This window comes from Mycobacterium sp. IDUB_37 (genome assembly GCF_055419245.1).
On sequence record NZ_JBVAXG010000001.1, the window covers coordinates 324946 to 347093 of the forward strand.

Annotated in this window: 24 protein-coding genes and 1 pseudogene; 19 read left to right on the forward strand and 6 right to left on the reverse strand. The window is 65.5% G+C overall.

Translation table 11 applies throughout. From position 1 onward, the window contains the following. Window positions 1–29: 29 nt before the first annotated feature. From ACZY1I_RS01465 to ACZY1I_RS01490, 6 genes are read left to right on the forward strand one after another with little or no spacing between them, the layout of a single operon-like run. Window positions 30–785 (forward strand): deoxyribonuclease IV, encoded by a 756-nt coding sequence (locus tag ACZY1I_RS01465; RefSeq protein WP_463752509.1) that lies wholly within the window; start codon window positions 30–32, stop codon window positions 783–785. Window positions 786–791: 6 nt separating this feature from the next. Next, on the forward strand, window positions 792–1634 hold the full coding sequence (locus ACZY1I_RS01470; RefSeq protein ID WP_463752510.1) for an extracellular catalytic domain type 1 short-chain-length polyhydroxyalkanoate depolymerase: 843 nt from the start codon (window positions 792–794) through the stop codon (window positions 1632–1634). Window positions 1635–1681: 47 nt separating this feature from the next. After that, on the forward strand, window positions 1682–3310 hold the full coding sequence (locus ACZY1I_RS01475) for an acyl-CoA dehydrogenase family protein (RefSeq protein ID WP_463752511.1): 1629 nt from the start codon (window positions 1682–1684) through the stop codon (window positions 3308–3310). 9 nt (window positions 3311–3319) lie between these two features. Next, window positions 3320–4258, forward strand: a complete 939-nt coding sequence (locus ACZY1I_RS01480; RefSeq protein WP_463752512.1) for a crotonase/enoyl-CoA hydratase family protein — start codon at window positions 3320–3322, stop codon at window positions 4256–4258. Window positions 4259–4280: 22 nt separating this feature from the next. Beyond that, window positions 4281–5018, forward strand: a complete 738-nt coding sequence (locus ACZY1I_RS01485; protein WP_463753453.1) for a PaaX family transcriptional regulator C-terminal domain-containing protein — start codon at window positions 4281–4283, stop codon at window positions 5016–5018. Continuing rightward, a complete protein-coding gene (locus tag ACZY1I_RS01490) occupies window positions 5015–5791 on the forward strand; it encodes a crotonase/enoyl-CoA hydratase family protein (protein WP_463752513.1) in 777 nt (258 codons plus the stop codon). The genes ACZY1I_RS01485 and ACZY1I_RS01490 overlap by 4 nt, the downstream gene beginning before the upstream one ends. Here the strand turns inward: ACZY1I_RS01490 and ACZY1I_RS01495 are convergent. Beyond that, window positions 5775–6254, reverse strand: a complete 480-nt coding sequence (locus ACZY1I_RS01495; RefSeq protein ID WP_463752514.1) for a DUF3060 domain-containing protein — start codon at window positions 6252–6254, stop codon at window positions 5775–5777. The genes ACZY1I_RS01490 and ACZY1I_RS01495 overlap by 17 nt on opposite strands. 56 nt (window positions 6255–6310) lie before the next feature. After that, the gene (locus tag ACZY1I_RS01500; protein WP_463752515.1) at window positions 6311–6676 is read right to left on the reverse strand and encodes a DUF3060 domain-containing protein; all 366 of its coding nucleotides are present in this window, start codon (window positions 6674–6676) and stop codon (window positions 6311–6313) included. 233 nt (window positions 6677–6909) lie between these two features. On the opposite strand from ACZY1I_RS01500, the gene ACZY1I_RS01505 reads away from it, so the two are divergent. The 9 genes and pseudogenes from ACZY1I_RS01505 to ACZY1I_RS01545 all read left to right on the forward strand — a co-directional run bounded on the left by ACZY1I_RS01505 (window position 6910) and on the right by ACZY1I_RS01545 (window position 15731). Next, the gene (locus tag ACZY1I_RS01505) at window positions 6910–7557 is read left to right on the forward strand and encodes a TetR/AcrR family transcriptional regulator (protein ID WP_463752516.1); all 648 of its coding nucleotides are present in this window, start codon (window positions 6910–6912) and stop codon (window positions 7555–7557) included. 272 nt (window positions 7558–7829) lie between these two features. Further along, a complete protein-coding gene (rpsL, locus tag ACZY1I_RS01510) occupies window positions 7830–8204 on the forward strand; it encodes a 30S ribosomal protein S12 (protein ID WP_463752517.1) in 375 nt (124 codons plus the stop codon). After that, complete coding sequence (gene rpsG / locus ACZY1I_RS01515; RefSeq protein ID WP_463752518.1) at window positions 8204–8674, forward strand: 30S ribosomal protein S7; 471 nt, start codon at window positions 8204–8206, stop codon at window positions 8672–8674. The genes rpsL and rpsG overlap by 1 nt, the downstream gene beginning before the upstream one ends. Before the next feature lie 73 nt (window positions 8675–8747). Next, window positions 8748–10853, forward strand: coding sequence for an elongation factor G (gene fusA / locus ACZY1I_RS01520; RefSeq protein WP_463752519.1), 2106 nt, complete (start codon window positions 8748–8750; stop codon window positions 10851–10853). Window positions 10854–10975: 122 nt separating this feature from the next. Then, window positions 10976–12166 (forward strand): elongation factor Tu, encoded by a 1191-nt coding sequence (gene tuf, locus ACZY1I_RS01525; protein WP_463752520.1) that lies wholly within the window; start codon window positions 10976–10978, stop codon window positions 12164–12166. A 72-nt stretch (window positions 12167–12238) separates the two neighbouring features. After that, a pseudogene (locus ACZY1I_RS01530) lies at window positions 12239–12748 on the forward strand (PGRS repeat-containing protein); the annotation flags it as partial. An 88-nt stretch (window positions 12749–12836) separates the two neighbouring features. Then, entirely contained in the window at window positions 12837–13640 is an 804-nt protein-coding gene (locus tag ACZY1I_RS01535; protein ID WP_463752521.1) for an SHOCT domain-containing protein, read from the forward strand. Window positions 13641–13708: 68 nt separating this feature from the next. Further along, window positions 13709–14527 (forward strand): mycofactocin-coupled SDR family oxidoreductase, encoded by an 819-nt coding sequence (locus ACZY1I_RS01540; protein ID WP_463752522.1) that lies wholly within the window; start codon window positions 13709–13711, stop codon window positions 14525–14527. Window positions 14528–14552: 25 nt separating this feature from the next. Continuing rightward, window positions 14553–15731 carry an NAD(P)/FAD-dependent oxidoreductase gene (locus ACZY1I_RS01545; protein ID WP_463752523.1) on the forward strand — a complete coding sequence of 393 codons (1179 nt, stop codon included), beginning with the start codon at window positions 14553–14555 and terminating at the stop codon, window positions 15729–15731. Here ACZY1I_RS01545 and ACZY1I_RS01550 read toward each other — a convergent pair whose 3' ends face one another. Genes ACZY1I_RS01550 through mftR form a run of 4 tightly spaced genes read right to left on the reverse strand, consistent with a single transcriptional unit; the run spans window position 15732 to window position 19195 of the window. Beyond that, window positions 15732–16988, reverse strand: a complete 1257-nt coding sequence (locus ACZY1I_RS01550; RefSeq protein WP_463752524.1) for a VOC family protein — start codon at window positions 16986–16988, stop codon at window positions 15732–15734. After that, a complete protein-coding gene (locus ACZY1I_RS01555) occupies window positions 16985–17506 on the reverse strand; it encodes an RNA polymerase sigma factor (protein ID WP_463752525.1) in 522 nt (173 codons plus the stop codon). Before ACZY1I_RS01555 ends, ACZY1I_RS01550 begins: the two co-directional genes overlap by 4 nt. A gap of 40 nt (window positions 17507–17546) precedes the next feature. Next, window positions 17547–18602: a DUF2332 domain-containing protein gene (locus ACZY1I_RS01560; protein ID WP_463752526.1), complete on the reverse strand. Its 1056-nt coding sequence runs from the start codon at window positions 18600–18602 to the stop codon at window positions 17547–17549. Further along, a complete protein-coding gene (gene mftR / locus ACZY1I_RS01565; RefSeq protein WP_463753454.1) occupies window positions 18599–19195 on the reverse strand; it encodes a mycofactocin system transcriptional regulator in 597 nt (198 codons plus the stop codon). The genes ACZY1I_RS01560 and mftR overlap by 4 nt, the downstream gene beginning before the upstream one ends. Window positions 19196–19306: 111 nt before the next feature. Between mftR and mftA the strand changes: the two genes are divergently transcribed. The 4 genes from mftA to mftD are packed head-to-tail and all read left to right on the forward strand — an operon-like array spanning window position 19307 to window position 22114. Beyond that, window positions 19307–19420 carry a mycofactocin precursor MftA gene (gene mftA / locus ACZY1I_RS01570; RefSeq protein ID WP_463752527.1) on the forward strand — a complete coding sequence of 38 codons (114 nt, stop codon included), beginning with the start codon at window positions 19307–19309 and terminating at the stop codon, window positions 19418–19420. A 2-nt stretch (window positions 19421–19422) separates the two neighbouring features. Then, entirely contained in the window at window positions 19423–19734 is a 312-nt protein-coding gene (gene mftB / locus ACZY1I_RS01575) for a mycofactocin biosynthesis chaperone MftB (RefSeq protein WP_463752528.1), read from the forward strand. Beyond that, the gene (gene mftC / locus ACZY1I_RS01580; protein ID WP_463752529.1) at window positions 19731–20936 is read left to right on the forward strand and encodes a mycofactocin radical SAM maturase; all 1206 of its coding nucleotides are present in this window, start codon (window positions 19731–19733) and stop codon (window positions 20934–20936) included. The genes mftB and mftC overlap by 4 nt, the downstream gene beginning before the upstream one ends. Window positions 20937–20938: 2 nt before the next feature. Then, window positions 20939–22114, forward strand: a complete 1176-nt coding sequence (gene mftD, locus ACZY1I_RS01585) for a pre-mycofactocin synthase MftD (protein WP_463752530.1) — start codon at window positions 20939–20941, stop codon at window positions 22112–22114. The last annotated feature ends 34 nt before the right edge of the window (window positions 22115–22148 follow it).

Here is a 22148-nt window from a genome sequence, read left to right on the forward strand (position 1 = left end):
GCGTCGGTTCGCCTCATTAAAGTGGTGGAGTGCTCATCGGTTCACATGTCTCCCAAGACGACCCACTGGCAGCGGCTGCGACAGACGGCGCCGACGTGGTCCAGTTTTTCCTCGGCAACCCGCAGAGCTGGAAGAAGCCCAAGCCGCGTGACGACGCCGAGACGCTGAAGGCCTCCAGCGTGCCGCTGTATGTCCATGCGCCGTATCTGATCAACGTGGCATCGGCGAACAACCGCATCCGGATCCCGTCACGCAAGATCCTGCAGGACACCTGCGACGCTGCAGCGCAGATCAACGCGACCGCGGTGATCGTGCACGGCGGTCACGCCGACGACAACGACATGGAGGCCGGCTTCGAACGGTGGGTTAAGGCGCTGGACTACCTCGAAACCGATGTCGCGGTCTATCTGGAGAACACCGCGGGCGGTGACCATGCGATGGCCCGCCATTTCGACACCATCGGCCGGTTGTGGGACCACATCGGCGACAGCGGTATCGGCTTCTGCCTGGACACCTGCCACGCGTGGGCTGCCGGCGAAGGCCTCATCGACGCGGTCGACCGGATCAAGGCGCTCACCGGCCGCATCGACCTGGTGCACTGCAACGACTCCCGGGACGCCGCGGGTTCCGGAGCCGACCGGCACGCGAACTTCGGGACCGGTCAAATCGACCCCGACCTACTCGTTGCCGTCGTGCAAGCCGCTGATGCGCCCGTCATCTGCGAAACCGCAGAGGAGGGGCGCAAGGACGACATCGCGTTCCTGCGCGAACACACCGGCGACTGACCCACTGTGCTGCGCCGCTTCGCAACATTGCTCGGGGTAGTCCTGTTGGCCGCGGGTTGCTCGGTAATCGAGGACTGGATGCTGCCGACGGGCTTCGTCACCGGCACCAGCCTCCACCACATCAACAGCGGCGGACACGATCGCAGCTACCGGCTCTACCTGCCGGCCGGACTGCCCTCCGCTGCCCCGCTGGTGGTCATGATGCACGGCTACTCAGCGACCGCGAGGCAAGCGGAAAAGGGGTCCAGGTGGGACGCGACCGCCGACTCGGGCAAGTTCGTCGTGGCCTACCCGGACGGGCTCGACCGGGCCTGGAACGTCAATGGGGGAGGGTGCTGCGGCACTCCCGCAAGTGACGGAATCGACGACGTCGGCTTCATCAGTGCGACCGTCGCCGAGATCGCGAAGAACGTCGGCATCGACCCCCGGCGGGTCTATGCCGCGGGGATGAGTAACGGCGGCCTGATGTCCTACACGCTGGCGTGCGTGACCGACACCTTCGCGGCGATCGGCCCGGTTGCCGCCGCACAACTGAACGACTGCCGATCTCCGCACCCGACATCGGTCATGCACATACACGGAACCGCCGATCCGGTCGTGCCCTACAACGGCGGCCCGGGCTTCAAAGGGATGGACTTTCCACCGGTGCAGCAGTCTGTTGCCTTCTGGCGCAATGTGGATCAATGCGGTGAACCCGCCGTCACGACCGAGGGCACGCTCGCCACCTCGACCGCGGAATGCGCCGACAAACGTGGCGTCGTGCTCGTCTCGGTCGCAGGCGGCGGCCACGACTGGCCCGGGTTTGCGGAGAAGTCGCTGTGGCAGTTCTTCGCCGACCATCCGCGCTGAGCATTACACCTCTTGTGCGGTTGTTGAAAAAAAGTAATATCGACACCATGTCGGACACGCATGTCGTCACCAACCAGGTCCCGCCGCTGGAAAACCACAATCCGGCCTCCTCGCCGGTCCTCATCGAGGCCCTGATCCGGGAGGGCGGCCAGTGGGGCTTGGACGAGGTAAATGAGCTCGGAGCGATCTCGGGCAGCCCGCAGGCGCAGCGCTGGGGAGAATTGGCCGACCGCAACCGGCCCGTCCTGCACACCCACGACCGGGTCGGTAACCGAGTCGACGAAGTGGAGTACGACCCGGCCTATCACGAGTTGATGCGCGTCGCGGTCACGCACGGCCTGCACGGTGCTCCGTGGGCCGACGACCGGCTCGGGTCACATGTGGTGCGCGCCGCGAAGACGTCGGTGTGGACGGTCGAGGCGGGGCACATCTGTCCGATCTCGATGACCTACGCCGTGGTCCCGGCGCTCCGGTTCAACCCCGAGTTGGCGGCCGTCTACGAGCCGCTGCTGACCAGTCGTGAGTACGACCCGGAGCTGACGCTGGCCGCCTCGAAACCCGGCATCACCGCGGGCATGTCGATGACCGAGAAGCAGGGCGGTTCCGACGTGCGGGCCGGCACCACCGAGGCGACGCCCAACAGCGACGGAACCTACCGGCTGCGCGGCCACAAGTGGTTCACCTCGGCGCCGATGTGCGACATCTTTCTGGTCCTCGCGCAGGCGCCGGGTGGCCTGTCCTGCTTCATGCTGCCGCGCATCCTGCCCGACGGCACCCGCAACCGGATGTTCCTGCAACGCCTCAAGGACAAGCTCGGCAACCACGCCAACGCCTCCAGCGAGGTCGAGTACGACGGAGCGACCGCATGGCTGGTCGGCGAAGAAGGCCGTGGCGTCCCGACGATCATCGAGATGGTCAACCTGACCCGTCTGGACTGCACGCTGGGCAGCGCGACCAGCATGCGGACCGGTCTGACCCGCGCCATCTACCACGCGCAACATCGCAAGGCTTTCGGCGCTTACCTGATCGACCAGCCGCTGATGCGTAACGTGCTGGCCGACCTGGCGGTGGAGGCCGAGGCGGCCACCATGGTGGCGATGCGGATGGCCGGGGCCACCGACAAGGCGGTCCGCGGGGATCAGCGGGAATCGCTGTTGCGCCGCATCGGGCTGGCGGCCAGCAAGTACTGGGTGTGCAAGCGTGCCACCCCACACGCCGCCGAAGCGCTGGAATGCCTGGGCGGCAACGGCTACGTCGAAGACTCCGGCATGCCGCGGCTATACCGCGAAGCCCCGCTGATGGGCATCTGGGAGGGCTCGGGCAACGTCAGCGCGCTGGACACGTTGCGAGCCATGGCGACCCGGCCGGAGTCCATCGAGGTGCTGTTCGACGAACTGGCCCAGACCGCGGGTCAGGATGCCCGTCAGGACGCGCACGTCGAGAAGTTGCGTCAGCAACTGGCCGATCTCGAAACCATCCAGTACCGGGCCCGCAAGGTTGCCGAGGACATCTGCCTGGCGTTGCAGGGGTCGCTAATGGTGCGCCACGGTCATCCCGCGGTCGCCGAGGCGTTCCTGGCCACCCGCCTGGACGGGCAGTGGGGCGGCGCGTTCGGCACCATGCCGACCGGTCTGGACCTGGCGCCCATCATCGAGCGCGCCCTGGTCAAAGGCTGAGCGGCCGCGATGACTCACGCTGTCCGGCCGGTGGATTTCGACAACCTGAAAACGATGACCTACGAGGTCACCGATCGCGTCGCCCGCATCACCTTCAACCGGCCCGAAAAGGGCAACGCGATTGTCGCCGACACACCGCTGGAGTTGTCGGCCCTGGTTGAACGCGCCGATCTGGACCCGAACGTGCACGTCATCCTGGTATCGGGACGTGGTGAGGGCTTCTGTGCCGGCTTCGACCTGTCCGCGTACGCCGACGGAACAGGTTCGGCGGGCGGGACCGGCGCTTACAACGGCACCGTGCTCGACGGTAAGACCCAAGGGATCAACCACCTGCCCAACCAGCCCTGGGATCCGATGATCGACTACCAGATGATGAGTCGGTTCGTCCGCGGCTTCTCCAGCCTGATGCACGCGGACAAACCGACGGTGGTCAAGATCCACGGTTACTGCGTGGCCGGCGGCACCGACATCGCCTTGCACGCGGACCAGGTGATCGCCGCCTCTGATGCCAAGATCGGCTACCCGCCGACGCGGGTGTGGGGTGTTCCGGCGGCCGGTCTGTGGGCTCACCGACTCGGCGACCAACGCGCCAAGCGACTGCTGTTCACCGGCGATTGCATCACCGGCGCGCAGGCCGCGGAGTGGGGGTTGGCGGTGGAAGCACCCGACCCCGAGGATCTCGACGAGCGCACCGAGCGTCTGGTGGCCCGCATCGCCGCGTTGCCGGTGAATCAGCTGATCATGATCAAGCTCGCTCTGAACGCCCCGTTACTGCAACAGGGTGTGACGACCAGTCGAATGGTCAGCACCGTGTTCGACGGAGTTGCGCGGCACACCCCGGAGGGGCATGCATTTGTCGCCGACGCGGTCGAGCACGGTTTCCGTGATGCCGTCAAGCACCGGGACGAGCCGTTCGGGGATCACGGTCGGCGGGCCTCCTCTGTGTAAGGCTGGGACTATGCCGAAATCGTTGGCGCGCATGACCGCTCGGTCGGTGGTGCTCAGCGTGCTGCTCGGTGCTCATCCCGCGTGGGCCAGCGCCGGCGAATTGATCTCGCTGACAGCCGATTTCGATATCAAGGAGACGACGCTGAGGGTGGCGTTGACCCGCATGGTCAGTGCCGGCGACCTGATCCGATCCGCCGACGGTTACCGTCTCTCGGACCGCTTGCTGGCCCGTCAGCGCCGGCAGGACGAGGCCATGCGCCCACCCACCCGGGCCTGGCAGGGGAGCTGGCATCTCGTCATCGTCACCAGTGTCGGCACCGATCCACGCACCCGGGCTGCATTGCGAAACGGCATGTACGACAAGCGATTCGCAGAGTTGCGCGAGGGCGTGTGGATGCGCCCCGATAACCTCGACTTCAATCTCGATGACGACATCGCGGGTCGGGTGCAGGTGCTCACGGCGCGCGACGACGCGCCTGCCGCACTGGCCGGCCAACTGTGGGACCTGTCTGAGTGGGCCGCCAACGGTCACCGATTGCTTGACGAGATGGCCACGGCCTCTGATATTCCCGGACGGTTTGTGGTGGCCGCGGCGATGGTTCGTCACCTGCTGTCCGACCCGATGCTGCCCGCCGAACTGCTGCCCGCCGAGTGGCCGGGCGCCCAGTTGCGCGCGGCCTATCACGACTTCGCCACCGAACTCGCACAACTGCGGGACGGTGCGCAAGAAGGCAGGACCCAACTCCAGGAGGCGACGTGAGCGATCTGGTGCGTGTCGAGCACCACGGCCCGGTGACCACAGTGACCATCAACCGGCCGGAGGCGCGCAACGCGGTCAACGGCCCGACGGCCGCCGCGCTTTACGCCGCGTTCGAGCAATTCGATCGCGACGACACCGCTGCCGTGGCCGTGTTGCGCGGCGAAGGCGGAACATTCTGTGCGGGAGCAGATTTGAAGGCCATGGGCACATCGGAGTCCAACGCCGTGCACCGCACCGGTCCCGGACCGATGGGCCCGTCGCGAATGACGTTGTCCAAACCCGTGATCGCCGCCGTCGATGGTTACGCGGTGGCCGGGGGTCTCGAGCTGGCGTTGTGGTGCGATCTGCGAGTTGCGGAGGAGGACGCGGTGTTCGGCGTGTTCTGCCGCCGCTGGGGAGTGCCGCTCATCGATGGTGGAACCGTGCGACTGCCGCGGCTGATCGGCCAAAGCCGGGCGATGGACATGATTCTCACCGGTCGTGCGGTCAAGGCCGACGAGGCGCTGTCGATCGGCCTGGCCAATCGCGTGGTGCCCAAAGGTCAAGCGCAACAAGCGGCTCAGCAGTTGGCGGCCGAACTGGCCGAGCTACCGCAACAGTGCATGCGGTCGGACCGGCTGTCGGCGCTGCACCAGTGGGGCTTGCCCGAGTCTGCGGCAATGGACTCCGAATTCGCCAGCATCGCCCGGGTGGCGGGGGAGTCGCTGGCGGGAGCGGCGCGGTTCGCGGGCGGTGCCGGACGGCACGGCGCGCCGGCTAGCCGCCCTTCGTGATCTTGTTGCTCGAGCCGCCGATGTTGTCCACCTTCGGGTCGCCGTCTTTATAGGTGATGGTGTTCTCGCGACCCACCACGGTGATCTTGCTGGTGACGTTGTCGATGGTGATCTTGTTGCCGGCGCCCAGCACGCGCACCGATTCGCACGTGCCGGTCACGGTCAGCGTGTTGTCCCCGCCGGCAACGTTCAGCGATTTGCCCTGGGCGCAGTCGAGGGTGGCGGTGGTGTTCATCGAACCGTAGGTCAGCGTGTCACCGATCTCGATGGACGCGGTGGTGGTCGCGCTGCCCGACGAGCTGGGTTCGGCGGTGCCACTGCTCGTCGCGGTGCTCGACGCCTTGGTCGAGGATGACGCGGTGCCTCCCGGCGGGCTGGCAGTTGAACTGCACCCCGCCAGCCCGAGTGTTCCTATGGCGACGGCAGCGGCAGCCACACGGATTACTGCAAGGTTGGCGCGCATAGTCTGGGTTCCTCCCGGTATTAGCTTGCGGTGGTTGGGAATCGGCAGTTGGTGACTCAGGGGCCGACGCGGGCGATCCGGTTTGTCATACCCAGTTCGCGGCCGCGGTCCCAGATGACCGGATCGCCGTTGTGGTAGAACACCGTCCCGTCGTAGCCGTACACGGTGATGTCGTTGATCACGGTGTCGGCGACGACCATGTTCGACGACCCCATGATGGTCACTGCCCAGCACGTGCCCTTCGCGGTGATGACGTTGGCGGTGCCGTTCACGATGAGCGTGGAGTCGTTGCAGTCGATCGTCTGCTCAATGCCCTGCCCGGTGATGTGCGTATCGCCATTTTTGGCCTGCGCCGGCGGCGTCGGGGCGACGATGGCTGCGACACAGACAGCCAATGTCCCGACGGCAGTCGTCCATTTCACTGCGGGCCCCCCTTCGTTGGGCGGGTGATCTGCGTCTGAGCCTACGGCTAGTGGCGGCTAGGAAAACAGCCTTAAACGCATATACCAGAGCGGCCAACCGCACCGCGCTTTAGAGCGACGTGTCGCCAGGCATCGGCTGATGGTGACTGGGTCAACTAGAGTCATTAGTTGAACCGAGCTCCTCTTGACTCGCCTGGTTTCGAAGCCGGTCACTTAACCGAAGGGCAATCGCCATGGCAGCTCGGCCGGAATCACCGTCAGCCGGCGCTCGGCCACGCGTTGGGAGAACCGGCGCGCGGCAGGGCAAGCTGAGCCGCGACGGCATCGTTGACGGCGCCCTGACGTTCCTGGACCGGGAGGGCTGGGATTCGTTGACCATCAATGCCCTGGCCACCCAGCTCGGCACCAAGGGCCCGTCGCTGTACAACCACGTGGACAGCCTCGAGGACCTGCGCCGTGCGGTCCGCATTCGGGTCATCGACGACATCATCACGATGCTGAACAGGGTGGGAGAGGGCCGCGCCCGCGACGACGCCGTGCTGGTCATGGCCGGCGCCTACCGCAGCTACGCACACCACCACCCCGGCCGGTATTCGGCATTCACCCGGATGCCCCTTGGTGGCGACGACCCCGAGTACTCCGCGGTGACCAAGGGTGCCGCCGCACCCGTGATCTCGGTGCTGTCCTCCTACGGGCTCGAGGGCGAGGAAGCGTTCTATGCGGCGCTCGAGTTCTGGTCGGCGATGCACGGGTTTGTGCTGCTGGAGATGACCGGCGTCATGGACGGCATCGATACCGACGCCGTATTCACCGACATGGTGCTGCGGCTGGCGGCCGGGATGAACATGCGCACCGCTCAGGCGGCCGAAAGACCTCATTAACTACCACCAAGGCGACCGCTTTTGACCTGTTAGACCGCCGAGAGGTATTGTGGTTGCTCGTGCCTGGCGGCTTGCTGCGCCTGTAGTTCTGGGGCGTAAATGCTGGGCCAATTCGCGTGTCCACAGTGCGACGGATAACACGGATGTGTGCCGGGCATGCGCATGCGACACGCCCGACCACGGGGTGAAGTAGTTACTCCGCGGATAGGCATAACTGCAGTACAGAGACTTTTTTACAACACATTTCGAACAGCAACACAGAAAGCCGGTACATGCCAACCATTAACCAGCTGGTCCGCAAGGGTCGCCGCGACAAGGTCGCCAAGGTGAAGACCGCGGCCCTGAAGGCCAGCCCGCAGCGCCGCGGCGTGTGCACTCGCGTGTACACCACCACACCGAAGAAGCCGAACTCGGCGCTTCGTAAGGTCGCCCGCGTGAAGCTGACGAGTCAGGTTGAGGTCACGGCGTACATCCCCGGTGAGGGCCACAATCTGCAGGAGCACTCGATGGTGCTGGTGCGTGGCGGCCGGGTGAAGGACCTGCCCGGTGTGCGCTACAAGATCATCCGCGGCTCGCTCGACACCCAGGGTGTCAAGAACCGCAAGCAAGCTCGCAGCCGCTACGGCGCCAAGAAGGAGAAGAGCTAATGCCACGCAAGGGACCCGCGCCCAAGCGTCCGCTGGTTAACGATCCCGTCTACGGGTCGCAGTTGGTTACCCAGCTGGTGAACAAAGTTCTGATGGAAGGGAAGAAATCGCTGGCCGAGCGCATTGTTTATGCTGCGCTCGAACAAGCCCGCGACAAAACCGGCACCGACCCCGTGATCACGCTCAAGCGTGCTCTGGACAACGTCAAGCCGGCTCTTGAGGTCCGCAGCCGCCGCGTCGGCGGTGCGACCTATCAGGTGCCCGTCGAGGTGCGCCCGGACCGCTCGACCACGCTGGCGCTTCGCTGGCTGGTCAGCTTCTCGCGGGCACGTCGGGAGAAGACGATGATCGAGCGCCTGGCTAACGAGATCCTGGATGCCAGTAACGGCCTCGGGGCCGCCGTCAAGCGGCGTGAGGACACGCACAAGATGGCCGAGGCCAACCGCGCCTTCGCGCACTACCGCTGGTGACAGTTCCCAGCGGTCACGCTGGGCGCAATTGTCAGCGAACTAACTAAGCAATCGAAAGAGTGGGAAGACTTCTGTGGCACAGAAGGACGTTCTGACCGACCTGAGCAAGGTCCGCAATATCGGCATCATGGCGCACATCGATGCCGGTAAGACGACGACAACCGAGCGCATCCTCTACTACACCGGCATCAGCTACAAGATCGGTGAGGTGCACGACGGTGCCGCCACCATGGACTGGATGGAGCAGGAGCAGGAGCGGGGTATCACCATCACCTCGGCCGCTACCACCTGCTTCTGGGACGGCAACCAGATCAACATCATCGACACCCCAGGACACGTCGACTTCACAGTTGAGGTCGAACGGTCGCTGCGTGTTCTCGATGGCGCCGTTGCCGTTTTCGACGGCAAGGAGGGCGTCGAGCCCCAGTCCGAGCAGGTCTGGCGTCAGGCCGACAAGTACGACGTGCCGCGCATCTGCTTCGTCAACAAGATGGACAAGATCGGCGCGGACTTCTATTTCTCGGTGCGGACCATGGAGGAGCGCCTCGGCGCCAACGTGATCCCGATCCAGCTGCCCGTCGGTTCCGAGGGCGACTTCGAGGGCATCGTCGACCTGGTCGAGATGAAGGCCAAGGTGTGGCGCGGCGAGACCAAGCTGGGCGAGACCTACGAGACCATCGACATCCCGGCCGACCTGCAGGAAAAGGCCGACGAGTACCGCACCAAGCTGCTCGAGGCGGTCGCCGAGACTGACGAGGCGCTGCTGGAGAAGTACTTCGGCGGTGAAGAACTCACCGTCGCGGAGATCAAGGGCGCAATCCGCAAACTGACGATCACTTCCGAGGCGTACCCGGTGCTGTGCGGCAGCGCGTTCAAGAACAAGGGCGTCCAGCCCATGCTCGACGCGGTGATCGACTATCTGCCCACCCCACTCGATGTGGCGGCAGCGGTCGGTCACGCACCGAACAAGGAGGACGAGGAGGTCGTGCGCAAGCCGTCGACCGATGAGCCGTTCTCGGCGCTGGCCTTCAAGGTCGCCACGCACCCGTTCTTCGGCAAGCTGACCTACGTCCGGGTGTACTCCGGCAAGGTCGACTCCGGTTCGCAGGTCATCAACGCGACCAAGGGCAAGAAGGAGCGGCTGGGCAAGCTGTTCCAGATGCACTCCAACAAGGAGAACCCGGTGGAGACGGCTTCGGCCGGTCACATCTACGCGGTGATCGGGCTGAAGGACACCACCACCGGCGACACCCTGAGCGACCCGCAGAACCAGGTCGTACTGGAGTCGATGACCTTCCCGGATCCGGTCATCGAGGTGGCGATCGAGCCGAAGACCAAGAGCGACCAGGAGAAGCTGAGCCTCTCGATCCAGAAGCTCGCCGAAGAGGACCCGACGTTCAAGGTTCACCAGGACGTCGAGACCGGCCAGACCGTGATCGGCGGCATGGGCGAGTTGCACCTGGACATCCTGGTGGACCGCATGCGTCGTGAGTTCAAGGTCGAGGCCAATGTCGGCAAGCCGCAGGTGGCCTACAAAGAGACCATCAAGCGCAAGGTCGACAAGGTCGAGTTCACCCACAAGAAGCAGACCGGCGGTTCCGGCCAGTTCGCGAAGGTGCTCATCTCCATCGAGCCGTTCCACGGCGAAGACGGTGCCACCTATGAGTTCGAGAACAAGGTCAGCGGTGGCCGCATCCCACGCGAGTACATCCCGTCGGTGGATGCCGGTGCGCAGGACGCCATGCAGTACGGCGTGCTGGCCGGCTACCCGCTGGTGAACCTGAAGGTCACTCTGCTCGACGGTCAGTACCACGACGTCGACTCGTCGGAAATGGCATTCAAGATCGCCGGTTCGCAGGTGCTGAAGAAGGCTGCGGCGCAAGCACAGCCGGTGATCCTGGAACCGATCATGGCCGTCGAGGTCACCACGCCCGAGGACTACATGGGTGATGTGATCGGCGACCTGAACTCCCGCCGTGGCCAGATCCAGGCCATGGAGGAGCGGGCAGGTGCGCGCGTCGTCAGGGCGCACGTCCCGCTGTCAGAGATGTTCGGCTACGTCGGCGACCTGCGGTCCAAGACACAAGGCCGGGCGAACTACTCCATGGTGTTCGACAACTACGCCGAAGTTCCGGCGAACGTGTCGAAGGAGATCATCGCGAAAGCTACTGGCGAGTGAGTCGCCAGGCGACGGGCGAGTGAATTTCAACAGGGAGTAACCTGGCCCGGTTACGACCGCGGCAAATCCAAGAAAAATCAACACTGCTTTTTTAAGCACCAACAGTCCAGGAGGACACAGAAGTGGCGAAGGCGAAGTTCCAGCGGACCAAGCCGCACGTCAACATCGGGACCATCGGTCACGTTGACCACGGCAAGACCACACTGACCGCGGCTATCACCAAGGTCCTGCACGACAAGTACCCGGACCTGAACGAGAAGAAGGCGTTCGACCAGATCGACAACGCGCCTGAAGAGCGTCAGCGTGGTATCACGATCAACATCGCGCACGTCGAGTACCAGACCGAGAAGCGCCACTACGCGCACGTCGATGCTCCTGGCCACGCCGACTACATCAAGAACATGATCACCGGTGCCGCCCAGATGGACGGCGCAATCCTGGTGGTCGCGGCTACCGACGGCCCGATGCCTCAGACGCGTGAGCACGTGCTGCTCGCTCGTCAGGTTGGTGTGCCTTACATCCTGGTCGCGCTGAACAAGTCTGACGCCGTGGACGACGAGGAGCTGCTCGAGCTCGTCGAGATGGAGGTCCGCGAGTTGCTGGCCGCCCAGGAGTTCGACGAGGAGGCCCCGGTTGTTCGGGTCTCGGCGCTCAAGGCGCTCGAGGGCGACGCCAAGTGGGTCGAGTCCGTCGAGCAGTTGATGGACGCGGTCGACGAGTCGATCCCGGACCCGGTCCGTGAGACCGAAAAGCCGTTCCTGATGCCCGTTGAGGACGTCTTCACCATCACTGGCCGTGGCACCGTTGTCACCGGTCGTGTGGAGCGCGGCGTGGTCAACGTGAACGAGGAAGTCGAGATCGTCGGTATCAAGCTGACGACCACGAAGACCACGGTCACCGGTGTTGAGATGTTCCGCAAGCTGCTCGACCAGGGTCAGGCCGGTGACAACGTCGGTCTGCTGCTGCGTGGTATCAAGCGTGAAGACGTCGAGCGTGGCCAGGTTGTCATTAAGCCCGGCACCACCACGCCGCACACCGAGTTCGAGGGCCAGGTCTACATCCTGTCCAAGGACGAGGGCGGCCGTCACACGCCGTTCTTCAACAACTACCGCCCGCAGTTCTACTTCCGCACCACGGACGTAACCGGTGTGGTGACGCTGCCGGAGGGCACCGAGATGGTGATGCCCGGTGACAACACCAACATCACTGTGAAGCTGATCCAGCCCGTCGCCATGGACGAGGGTCTGCGCTTCGCAATCCGTGAAGGTGGCCGTACCGTCGGCGCCGGCCGGGTTGTCAAGATCATCAAGTAGTAGTTCTTTTCGGTCATCAGGCCCGGATCGCCCATAGCGGCGATCCGGGCCTGATGCGTTTGCTCCACTTACGCGCCGACCCAGCTGCTGTTCGGCCGCATGCTGATCGGCGATGGCGCGCCGGGCGGTCCCGGCCAGGCGGGCGGGGTGGGCGGCCTGCTGTTCGGCAACGGCGGCGACGGCGGCGCAGGCTCGACCGGTCGGCCCGGCGGTGCGGGTGGTTCCGCGGGGTTGTTCGGCATCGGCGGGGCCGGCGGCATGGGCGGGGCGCCCGGGGAGAATCTGGGAGATCCCTCCCTGGGTGCCCGGGGCGGCGCGGGTGGTAGCGCCGGAATGATCGGGACCGGCGGTGCTGGAGCGAAGGGCGGCGGGGCATTGCCGGGCGCCATCAACGCGACACTCGCCGGCAACGGCGGCAACGCCGGGTTGTTCGGTACCGATGGCGCAGGCGGCGCGGCTCCCGTAGTCAACGGCTTGGGCGGCGACGGCGGTCTGGGCGGACGCATCTATGGCGATGGCGGCGCAGGCGGAGCCGCCCCCCTGGCTTCCGGCGACGGTGGCGACGGCGGCGACGCCGGTCTGAATATCTTGTGATCGGTAGCAGCGCAGACGGCGTTACTGTGACATCGTCTTTCTGGTATATCTACCTGCGCAAACAAGGAGCGAACACATGCTGGCGCGCTACATCAAGATGCAATTGCTCGTGCTGCTGTGCGGCGGTCTGGTCGGGCCGATCTTTCTGGTCGTCTACTTCACCACCGGGTTCGGCGAGCTGCTGTCCTGGATGTTCTACGCGGGCCTGCTCGTCACCGTCCTCGATGTGCTGGCGGCGCTGGCGTTGACCTTCTGGAGCGTCAACACGTCCGCCAAGAACCAGGCACTCGAGCAGACTGGGGTGCTGGCGCTCGCGGACATCAACGGGATCAGCGAGACCGGAACCCGGATCAACGAGCAACCGGTTATCAGGGTGCATCTGCACGTCTCTGGGCCGGGGATCGCCACCTTCGACGCCGAAGACCGCGTCATCGCCAACATGTCGCGGATGGGTAACCTCAACGCCCGCAAGGTCGTCGTGCTGGTCGATCCGGCCACCAACCAGTTCCGCATCGATTGGGAGCGAAGCGCCCTGGTCAATGGTCTGGTTCCGGCTCAGTTCACCATCGAAGAGGACAATCGCACCTACGACCTGCGGGGCCAGACCGGTCCGCTGATGGAGATCCTGCAGATCCTGAAGGCCAACGGCGTCCCGCTCAACAACATGATCGACATCCGCTCGAATCCGCCGCTGCGCCAGCAGGTCCTGGCGGTGGTGCGCCGGGCCGGTCAACAGCAGGCGGCGGCGGTCGCCCCGGATGCAGCCCCGCAGGCATCGATCGGCGACCGACTGGGGGAGTTGGAGGCGCTGCGCGCCCGCGGTGTCCTCAACGACCAGGAATACGCCAGCCGTCGCGCCCAGATCATCTCCGAGATCTGACGCCCGCCAGGCCAACTAGAACACGTTTCAGTTTCGCTGCTAGCCTGACTTTCAGCGAAAGGGGACACATGGCTGAATCACTGCAAGGGCGGGTGGCTTTCATCACCGGCGCCGCACGGGCCCAGGGCAGGGCGCACGCGATTCGGCTGGCCCGCGAAGGTGCCGACATCATCGCCTCAGATATCTGCGCACCCGTGTCGGACAGCCTGACCTATGCACCGGCCACACCCGAAGACCTCGCCGAGACGGTCAGTGCCGTGGAGGCTGAAGGTCGCAAGGTGCTGGCCCGCCAGGTGGATGTGCGTGACGACGCGGCGTTGCGCCAGTTGGTGGCCGACGGTGTCGAGCAGTTCGGTCGCCTCGACATCGTGGTCGCCAACGCGGGCGTCCTGCATTGGGGCAGAGTCTGGGAACTCACCGACGAGCAGTGGGACACCGTCATCGGGATCAACCTGACCGGAACCTGGCGAACCTTGCGGGCCACCATCCCGGCGATGATCGAAGCCGGCAATGGCGGCTCCATTGTGGTGGTCAGCTCTGCCGCGGGACTGCGGGCAACTCCGGGCAACGGTCACTACGCGGCCAGCAAGCACGGCCTGACCGCGCTGACGAACACGTTGGCGATGGAACTCGGAGAGTTCGGCATTCGGGTCAACTCCATTCACCCCTATTCGGTCGACACCCCGATGATCGATCCGGAAGGGATGATGAAGGTGTTCGGCAAGCATCCGCGCTTCGTGCACGCCTTCCCGCCAATGCCGATGCAATACAAGGGTTTTATGACGCCCGACGAGGTTTCCGACGTCGTCGTCTGGTTGGCCGGTGACGGCTCGGGGACCCAGTCGGGCACCCAGATCCCGGTGGATAAGGGTGCCCTAAAGTACTGAACGTCAAGCGTGGTATGAACACCACGTGACCAACGGAATCGTTATCGTCGGCGGCGGTCTGGCCGCCGCCCGGACCGCAGAGCAACTGCGTCGCGCGGAGTACACCGGCCCGGTGACCATCGTCAGCGACGAGGTGCACCTGCCGTATGACCGGCCGCCGCTGTCCAAAGAGGTGCTGCGCGCCGAAGTCGACGACACGGCCCTCAAGCCGCGCGAGTGGTACGACGAGAAGGACATCACCCTGTGCCTTGGCGCGGCGGCTACCGGCATCGACACCGCGGCCCAGACGCTGACCCTGGCCGATGGAACGTCGCTCGGCTACGACGAACTGGTCATCGCGACCGGCCTGGTGCCGCGGCGCATTCCGAGCTTCCCCGATCTGGACGGCATCCGGGTGCTGCGGTCGTTCGACGAGTGCATGGCGCTGCGCACGCACGCCTCGTCGGCGAAGAAGGCCGTAGTGATCGGGGCCGGGTTCATCGGCTGTGAGGTGGCGGCCAGCCTGCGCGGACTCGGCGTCGACGTGGTGCTGGTCGAACCCCAGCCGACGCCGCTGGCGTCAGTGCTCGGTGAGCAGATCGGCGAACTGGTGACGCGGCTGCATCGCGACGAAGGTGTGGACGTGCGCACCGGAATCGGGGTCGCCGAGGTCCGAGGCACGGGGCACGTCGACTCGGTGGTCCTCAGTGATGGCGCGGAAGTTCCTGCCGACCTCGTGGTGGTCGGCATCGGATCGCACCCGGCGACCGACTGGCTGGAAGGCACCGGCATCGAGGTCGACAACGGGATCGTCTGCGACGAGGCCGGCCGCACCAGTGCACCGAACGTCTGGGCGCTCGGCGACGTCGCGTCCTGGCGCGACGCGACCGGACACCAAGCGCGCGTTGAGCATTGGAGCAACGTCGCCGACCAGGCCCGGGTTGTGGTGCCGGCCCTGCTCGGTCGTGATGTGCCGTCCAACGTCGTCGTGCCGTACTTCTGGAGCGACCAGTACGACGTCAAGATCCAGTGCCTCGGGGAACCCGAAGCCAACGACATCGTTCACCTCGTCGAGGACGACGGCCGCAAGTTCCTCGCGTACTACGAGCGCGATGGCGTGCTGGTCGGCGTGGTCGGTGGGGGTCTGCCCGGCAAGGTCATGAAGGTGCGGGCCAAGATCGCCGCGGCCACGCCCATCGCCGAGATGTTGGAAGCCTCCGGCTAGTCAGAACTCACCAAGGTAGAACCGACCGCCTTGGTCGTCGGTGCATTCGGCGGACAGGCCGTAGGGCCGCCGGGACGGTTCGGCCAGGACCGTGCCGCCGGCCTCGCGGACCCGCGCGACGGCGGCGTTGATATCGGCGACGGTCCACATCGGCACCGTGCTCGGATTCTGGCTGCCGCCGGCCGCTCCCGACATCGGGTGTGCCTCGGACACCTGCCAGCCATCGGCGACTCGGCCTGGCTCAAACGTCCAACCGAGCACGCGGCCGTAGAAGTCGCGGAACGCGGGGGAGTCGGCCACCTCGTACGTGACGTACGACAGCTCGCCGGGCCCAGACCCGTTGAGCTCCGGGCGCTTCCGGCTCGCGGATGCCTCGAATACCGCAAAGGCCGCGCCCTGCGGGTCGGTAGCATCCAGGATCGCGCCGTGCTCGGTTTCCCGGATCTCACCGGTGGTCCCGCCCGCTTCGGTGATGGCCGCGCGAGCGGCCTCGAGGTCGGTGACCGAGTAGCAGCAGAACAGCGTCGAGCCACCCGGGCTGGCGTGAATGCCCGTCGGCAGTTCGGTGTTCGTCACCTGATGGGACACGGCAGCTGAACCCTTTTCAAAAGTCCAGCCCAGCACGTGACCGTAGAACTCGGCGGCGCGATCGGCGTCGGGGGACCACACGGAGATGTAGCCGATGTCGCCTTGTCGGATGCCGTCGACGGGTGCGCCTACCGGCCCACTGAGCATCCAGCGGTGGCCGAACGGGTCGACGATGGTCGCGTGGCGTGCGCCGTGGCCCTCATAGATCTCCCGCGCGACCGTGGCACCTTGCTCGCGGGCCCGTTGCAGCGCCACATCCGTGCTGGCGACATGCAACATCAGGCTGACCGACACCGCCCCCGGTGCGGGTGCGCGCAACCCGAGTTCTGGGTACTCGTCGGCCAGGTAGATTATGCCGCCGTTGATTTCAATCTCGGCGTGGCCAATTCGCCCGTCGTCCATCACGATCGGCTCACCGACCACCGTCCCACCGAAAGCGTCGGTGTACCAGGAGATTGCGGCTCGCGCATCGGACACACACAGGTAAGGCAACGCCGCCGGCCGCGGCGCAACCGCAGATGTTGTAGTCATGACTATTCCTTTCGATGGGCCGCTCGGCATGGCCAGTGCGGCTTCCAGACGTCTGCGCAGTCGTGCGGCGAACGCCGGATCTGGTTGCACCGGAGGGTGATCGGAGTGCAGCACGTCGAACGGGTCTAGCTGACTCATAGCGTGCCTCCTTCCGGATACTCTTTTCTGAACGCCCGTTTCGCGCGGATCAGCAGTGCCTCGGTGGCGTGCACTGTCCGCCCGAGCAATTCGGCGCATTGCCCGACGCTGCAGTCGTCCATGTAGCGCAAGACCAGCACCGCGCGATGCGGCTCGCTCAGGCGCGTCAGCACGCTTTCGGCGACCATTCGGTCCAGCGCGGCATCCCAGTCGTCGGCCGGTTCGACCGGCTCCGGCGGCTCGGCCACCGGCACCGGATCACGCCGCCGCCGGTAGTGGTCGGCCAGCTTGTGCCGCGCCACCCCGAGCAACCAGGCAATCCCGATCGGCGGCGGGTCGCCGCTGCTCTCGCAGGCCCGTTCGGCGGCCGCCAGAAAGGTCTCCGAGGTCAGGTCCTCCGCTGTTCCGCGATCCGGGCAGCGGCGGACGAAGTACCCGTACACGACCGGCAACGCGTCGTCGTACAGCGCCAACAGTGCGCGCTGAGGGTCGCGATGACGATCCGGTTGGGCGCTCACACCCTTATCGTCGCGTCGGCGGCCGAAAATCCAACGGGTCTCACGAAAAAATTACCGGCGGACCATGCGCATGGCACTCGGCCAGCACCTGCTGCCGGCCGCCCGGCCACATGGCCAGGCGCACCAGAAACTTGAGTGTGTTGTCCGGACCGTCCCGCACGGGTTCGAGCGTCAGATGCGCGAACGGGGACCGAGCGCCGGCCTGGGCGGCCAGCAGGTCGATCCCGGCCCGTACCCCGGTGCGTTCCTCGGCGGACAGGTACTGCCAGGTGATCGAATGCCAGAGCACGGTCAGCGTGCCGTCGGCCAGGGTGAGGCCTCTGACAGCGTCTGATGCGGTCTGGCGCTGTAGGTCGGCGGGCTCCTCGCGGGCGACCGCGATGGCGCCCCGCAGCCGCTGCATCCGGGCCTGCTGATCCGGCCAGACGTAGCTCAGCAAACTCAGTTCCATGTCGGCACCGTTGCTGCCGGTGACGTCTAGCGGAGCGATGTCATAGCCGTGTCGTGCCACGATGTGCAGTTGGCCGTCGGGCGGCAGGGGACCCCGCCACGCGTCGTCGATGGTCACCGGCGAGTCCGCCGGTCCCCACCATCCGCCGGCGTAGCGGTAGTGATAGCGGTCGGCCCGCAGGTTGAGTCCCGCGCTCGAACCGATCTCGAAAAGCCTAATCGGAAAGTCTAATTCAGCGTTGATGCACAATAGCCCGCCGATCAACGCGGCCGCCCGGCCCACCTCGTTGGTCTGCGGCGGCTGGCCCAGGGCCGCGCGCAACACCTCCGCGTGCTCCGTCGCGACCAGCAGGATCTCAGGCCACGCGCTGGCGGCGTCCCAGTCGCCGCCCGTGCTGGGATACCAACCGCGCAACTGCGGTGTGCGTCCATCGAGCACCACTCGATGCAGTCCGCCCAGCAACCGCAGTGGTACCGCCTGGCCCGAGGGGGCATCCTGGTGGCCGTCCAGAATCGTCGCGAAGATGCCGCCGGTTTCAACGTCGCCGGCAACCAGTTCGCACAACTCGCCGTACATCGTCGACCCGGATTGGGCGCAGAACCGCCCCTGCGCCCGCAGCGTATGCAGCAAATGTGGGGTGGTCACGGGTCCAGGCCATTCAGTCCCGCACCAACAACGTCGAACGCATTTCCGAGCGCTTCGGGCAGCGACACCGATTCGTCGCCGAGCCAGTGCTCGTAGGCGCTCAGTGCCACCCCGAGCATCGTCCAGGCGACTGTCTGAGGCAGCAGGTCGGTGACCTTCGCCCCGGCGCGTTGCGCCACAAAGCCGGCGATCACCTCGCGCCAGCCCGCATACATCGTCATCGAATAAGCCTGCAGTTCAGTGGTTTCCAAGATCACCCGCATGCGCTGCCGATGCCGCGCCGATTCGCATTCGTCGAACGTATTGAATGCCAATAGCGACCCGCGCAGCGCCTCACATAGTGGTACCTGCGCATCAATGCCGTCGAGCAGTTCTCGCAACTGCTGCAGCTGCGTGTCGAAGTCACCCCAGGGGATGGCGTTCTTGGAGGCGTAGTAGCGGAACAGAGTGCGCCGAGCGATGCCGGCAGCTTGGGCGACGTCGTCGACGCTGACGTCGGCGAAGCCGCGTGCAGCAAACAAATCGATGGCGACGTCGGAGATGTGCAGCGGTGTCGTCAAACGGCGCCGGCCAACCCGCGACTCCTGCAGCATCAGACCCGGACCTTCCATTACGGCACTCGATGCCATATTCTGATCACGATTGTGATCCGTACCACCCATCAATGTCTATACCTCGATGTTGCATCTAGAAAGGTCACCACGATGGACAACGAAAACCAGACGGACAACGAGAACGAGAACCAGGCCGGCACCGAACTCGTCAACGAGACGCTGGTGGAAGAGGTTTCCATCGACGGCATGTGCGGGGTCTACTGACAGTGCCCGCGCCCGCGAGCGCGCCGGCAGGCGACACGATCGTGTTCGACCCGGACAGCGGCTGGCGACTGCATCCTCAGGTTGCGGTTCGGCCGGAACCCTTTGGTGCGCTGCTCTATCACTTCGGCACCCGCAAGCTGTCCTTCCTGAAGAACCGGACGATCCTGACCGTCGTGCAGTCGCTGTCCGAGCACTCCACAGTCAGGTCCGCCCTGATCGCCGCGGGCGTTGACGATGCCGATCAGCGGCCTTACTTGCACGCATTGGGTGTGCTTGCCGATTCCAAGATGCTGTTGCCGCAGGAGGACAAATGACCGCCCCCGCCAAAGTGCCCAGGCTGATCGAGCAGTTCGAGCATGGACTCGACGCGCCGATCTGCCTGACCTGGGAGCTCACCTACGCCTGCAACCTGGCGTGCGTGCACTGCCTGTCGTCGTCGGGCAAACGCGACCCGCGCGAGCTCTCCACGCGGCAGTGCAAAAACATCATCGACGAACTGGAACGCATGCAGGTGTTCTACGTGAACATCGGCGGCGGCGAACCGACTGTGCGACCGGACTTTTGGGAGTTGGTCGACTACGCGACCGAACACCATGTTGGAGTGAAGTTCTCCACTAACGGCGTCCGCATCAACGCCGAGGTGGCCGCGCGTCTTGCCGCCAGCGACTACGTCGACGTCCAGATCTCCCTCGACGGCGCGACGGCTGAGGTCAACGACGCCGTGCGCGGACCCGGGTCGTTCGACATGGCGGTGCGTGCCCTGCAGAACCTGGCCGAGGCCGGTTTCAAGGACGCCAAGATTTCCGTCGTCGTCACCCGGCATAACGTCGGGCAACTCGACGAGTTCGCGGCTCTGGCAAACCGGTACGATGCCACGCTTCGGATCACCCGGTTGCGCCCGTCGGGACGTGGGGCCGACGTCTGGGAAGACTTGCACCCCACCGCCGCTCAGCAGGTGGACCTGTACAACTGGCTGGTCGCCAAGGGCGAAGGGGTGCTCACCGGCGACTCCTTTTTCCATCTGGCCCCGCTCGGTTCTGCCGGCGCGCTGGCCGGTCTGAACATGTGCGGCGCCGGCCGGGTGGTCTGCCTGATCGACCCGGTGGGCGACGTCTACGCGTGCCCGTTCGCCATCCACGACCGCTTTCTGGCCGGAAACGTCTTGGACGACGCCGGCTTCGACAATGTCTGGAAGAACGCACCTCTGTTCCGTGAGCTGCGTGAGCCGCAGTCCGCGGGGGCGTGCGGCAGTTGCGGGCACTACGACAGCTGCCGGGGCGGTTGCATGGCGGCCAAGTTCTTCACCGGCCTGCCGCTCGACGGTCCGGATCCCGAGTGTGTCCAGGGTTATGGTTCGCCCGCACTGGAGCAGGAACGGCAGACGCCGCGGCCGCGTGTCGACCACTCCCGGGGAAAGCGCATCTCGACACCGGTGCCGCTCACCCTGTCGATGAGGCCGCCTGCGCATACGCCGTCTCGCCCGCCAAGCAAGCCCTGCAATGAAAGTCCCGTATAAGCATGGCGGACCAATGGTTTGAAACTGTTGCCATTGCCCAGCAGCGCGCCAAGCGCCGCCTGCCGAAATCGGTCTATTCGTCTTTAATCTCCGCGAGTGAAAAGGGATTGACGGTCGCCGACAATGTGGCGGCCTTCAGTGAGCTCGGTTTCGCGCCGCATGTCATCGGGGCGAGCGCGAAACGGGACCTGTCGACCACCGTGATGGGGCAAGACATTTCGATGCCGGTGCTCATCTCGCCGACCGGTGTTCAGGCGGTCGATCCGGATGGCGAGGTGGCGGTCGCCCGGGCCGCGGCGGCGCGGGGCACGGCAATGGGACTGTCCTCGTTTGCCAGCAAGCCGATCGAGGACGTGATCGCCGTCAATCCCGCGATCTTCTTTCAGATTTACTGGCTCGGCGGCCGGGAAGCGATCGCCGGGCGTGCCGAGCGGGCGCGGCAGGCCGGCGCGGTCGGACTGATCGTCACCACCGACTGGACCTTCTCGCACGGGCGCGACTGGGGCAGCCCCAAGATCCCCGAAGAGATGAATCTCAAGACCATTCTCAAGCTCTCGCCGGAGGCGATCACCAAACCCCGTTGGCTGTGGAATTTCGGCAAGACGATGCGACCGCCGGACCTGCGGGTACCCAACCAGGGCCGTCGCGGTGAGCCCGGCCCGCCGTTCTTCTCGGCCTATGGGGAATGGATGGGGACACCCCCACCGACCTGGGAAGACATCGCCTGGCTGCGGGAACTGTGGGGCGGGCCCTTCATGCTCAAGGGCGTAATGCGGGTGGACGACGCCAAAAGGGCTGTGGACGCAGGTGTTTCGGCGATCTCGGTGTCCAACCACGGCGGTAACAACCTGGACGGTACGCCCGCCTCGATCCGCGCTCTGCCCGCAGTCGCCGAGGCCGTTGGTGACCAGGTCGAGGTGCTGCTCGACGGCGGCATCCGGCGCGGGAGCGACGTCGTCAAAGCGGTGGCACTGGGAGCTCGCGCGGTGATGATCGGCCGCGCCTACTTGTGGGGTCTGGCCGCGGCCGGCCAGGCCGGCGTCGAGAACGTCCTCGACATTCTGCGCGGCGGCATCGACTCGGCGTTGATGGGTCTCGGGCATTCCTCGATCCATGACCTGAGCCCCGGCGACCTTCTCATCCCCGCCGGCTTCACCCGCGAGTTGGGTGTTTCCTGACGGGCGGACTGCCTCAGTACCACAGCATGGTTTC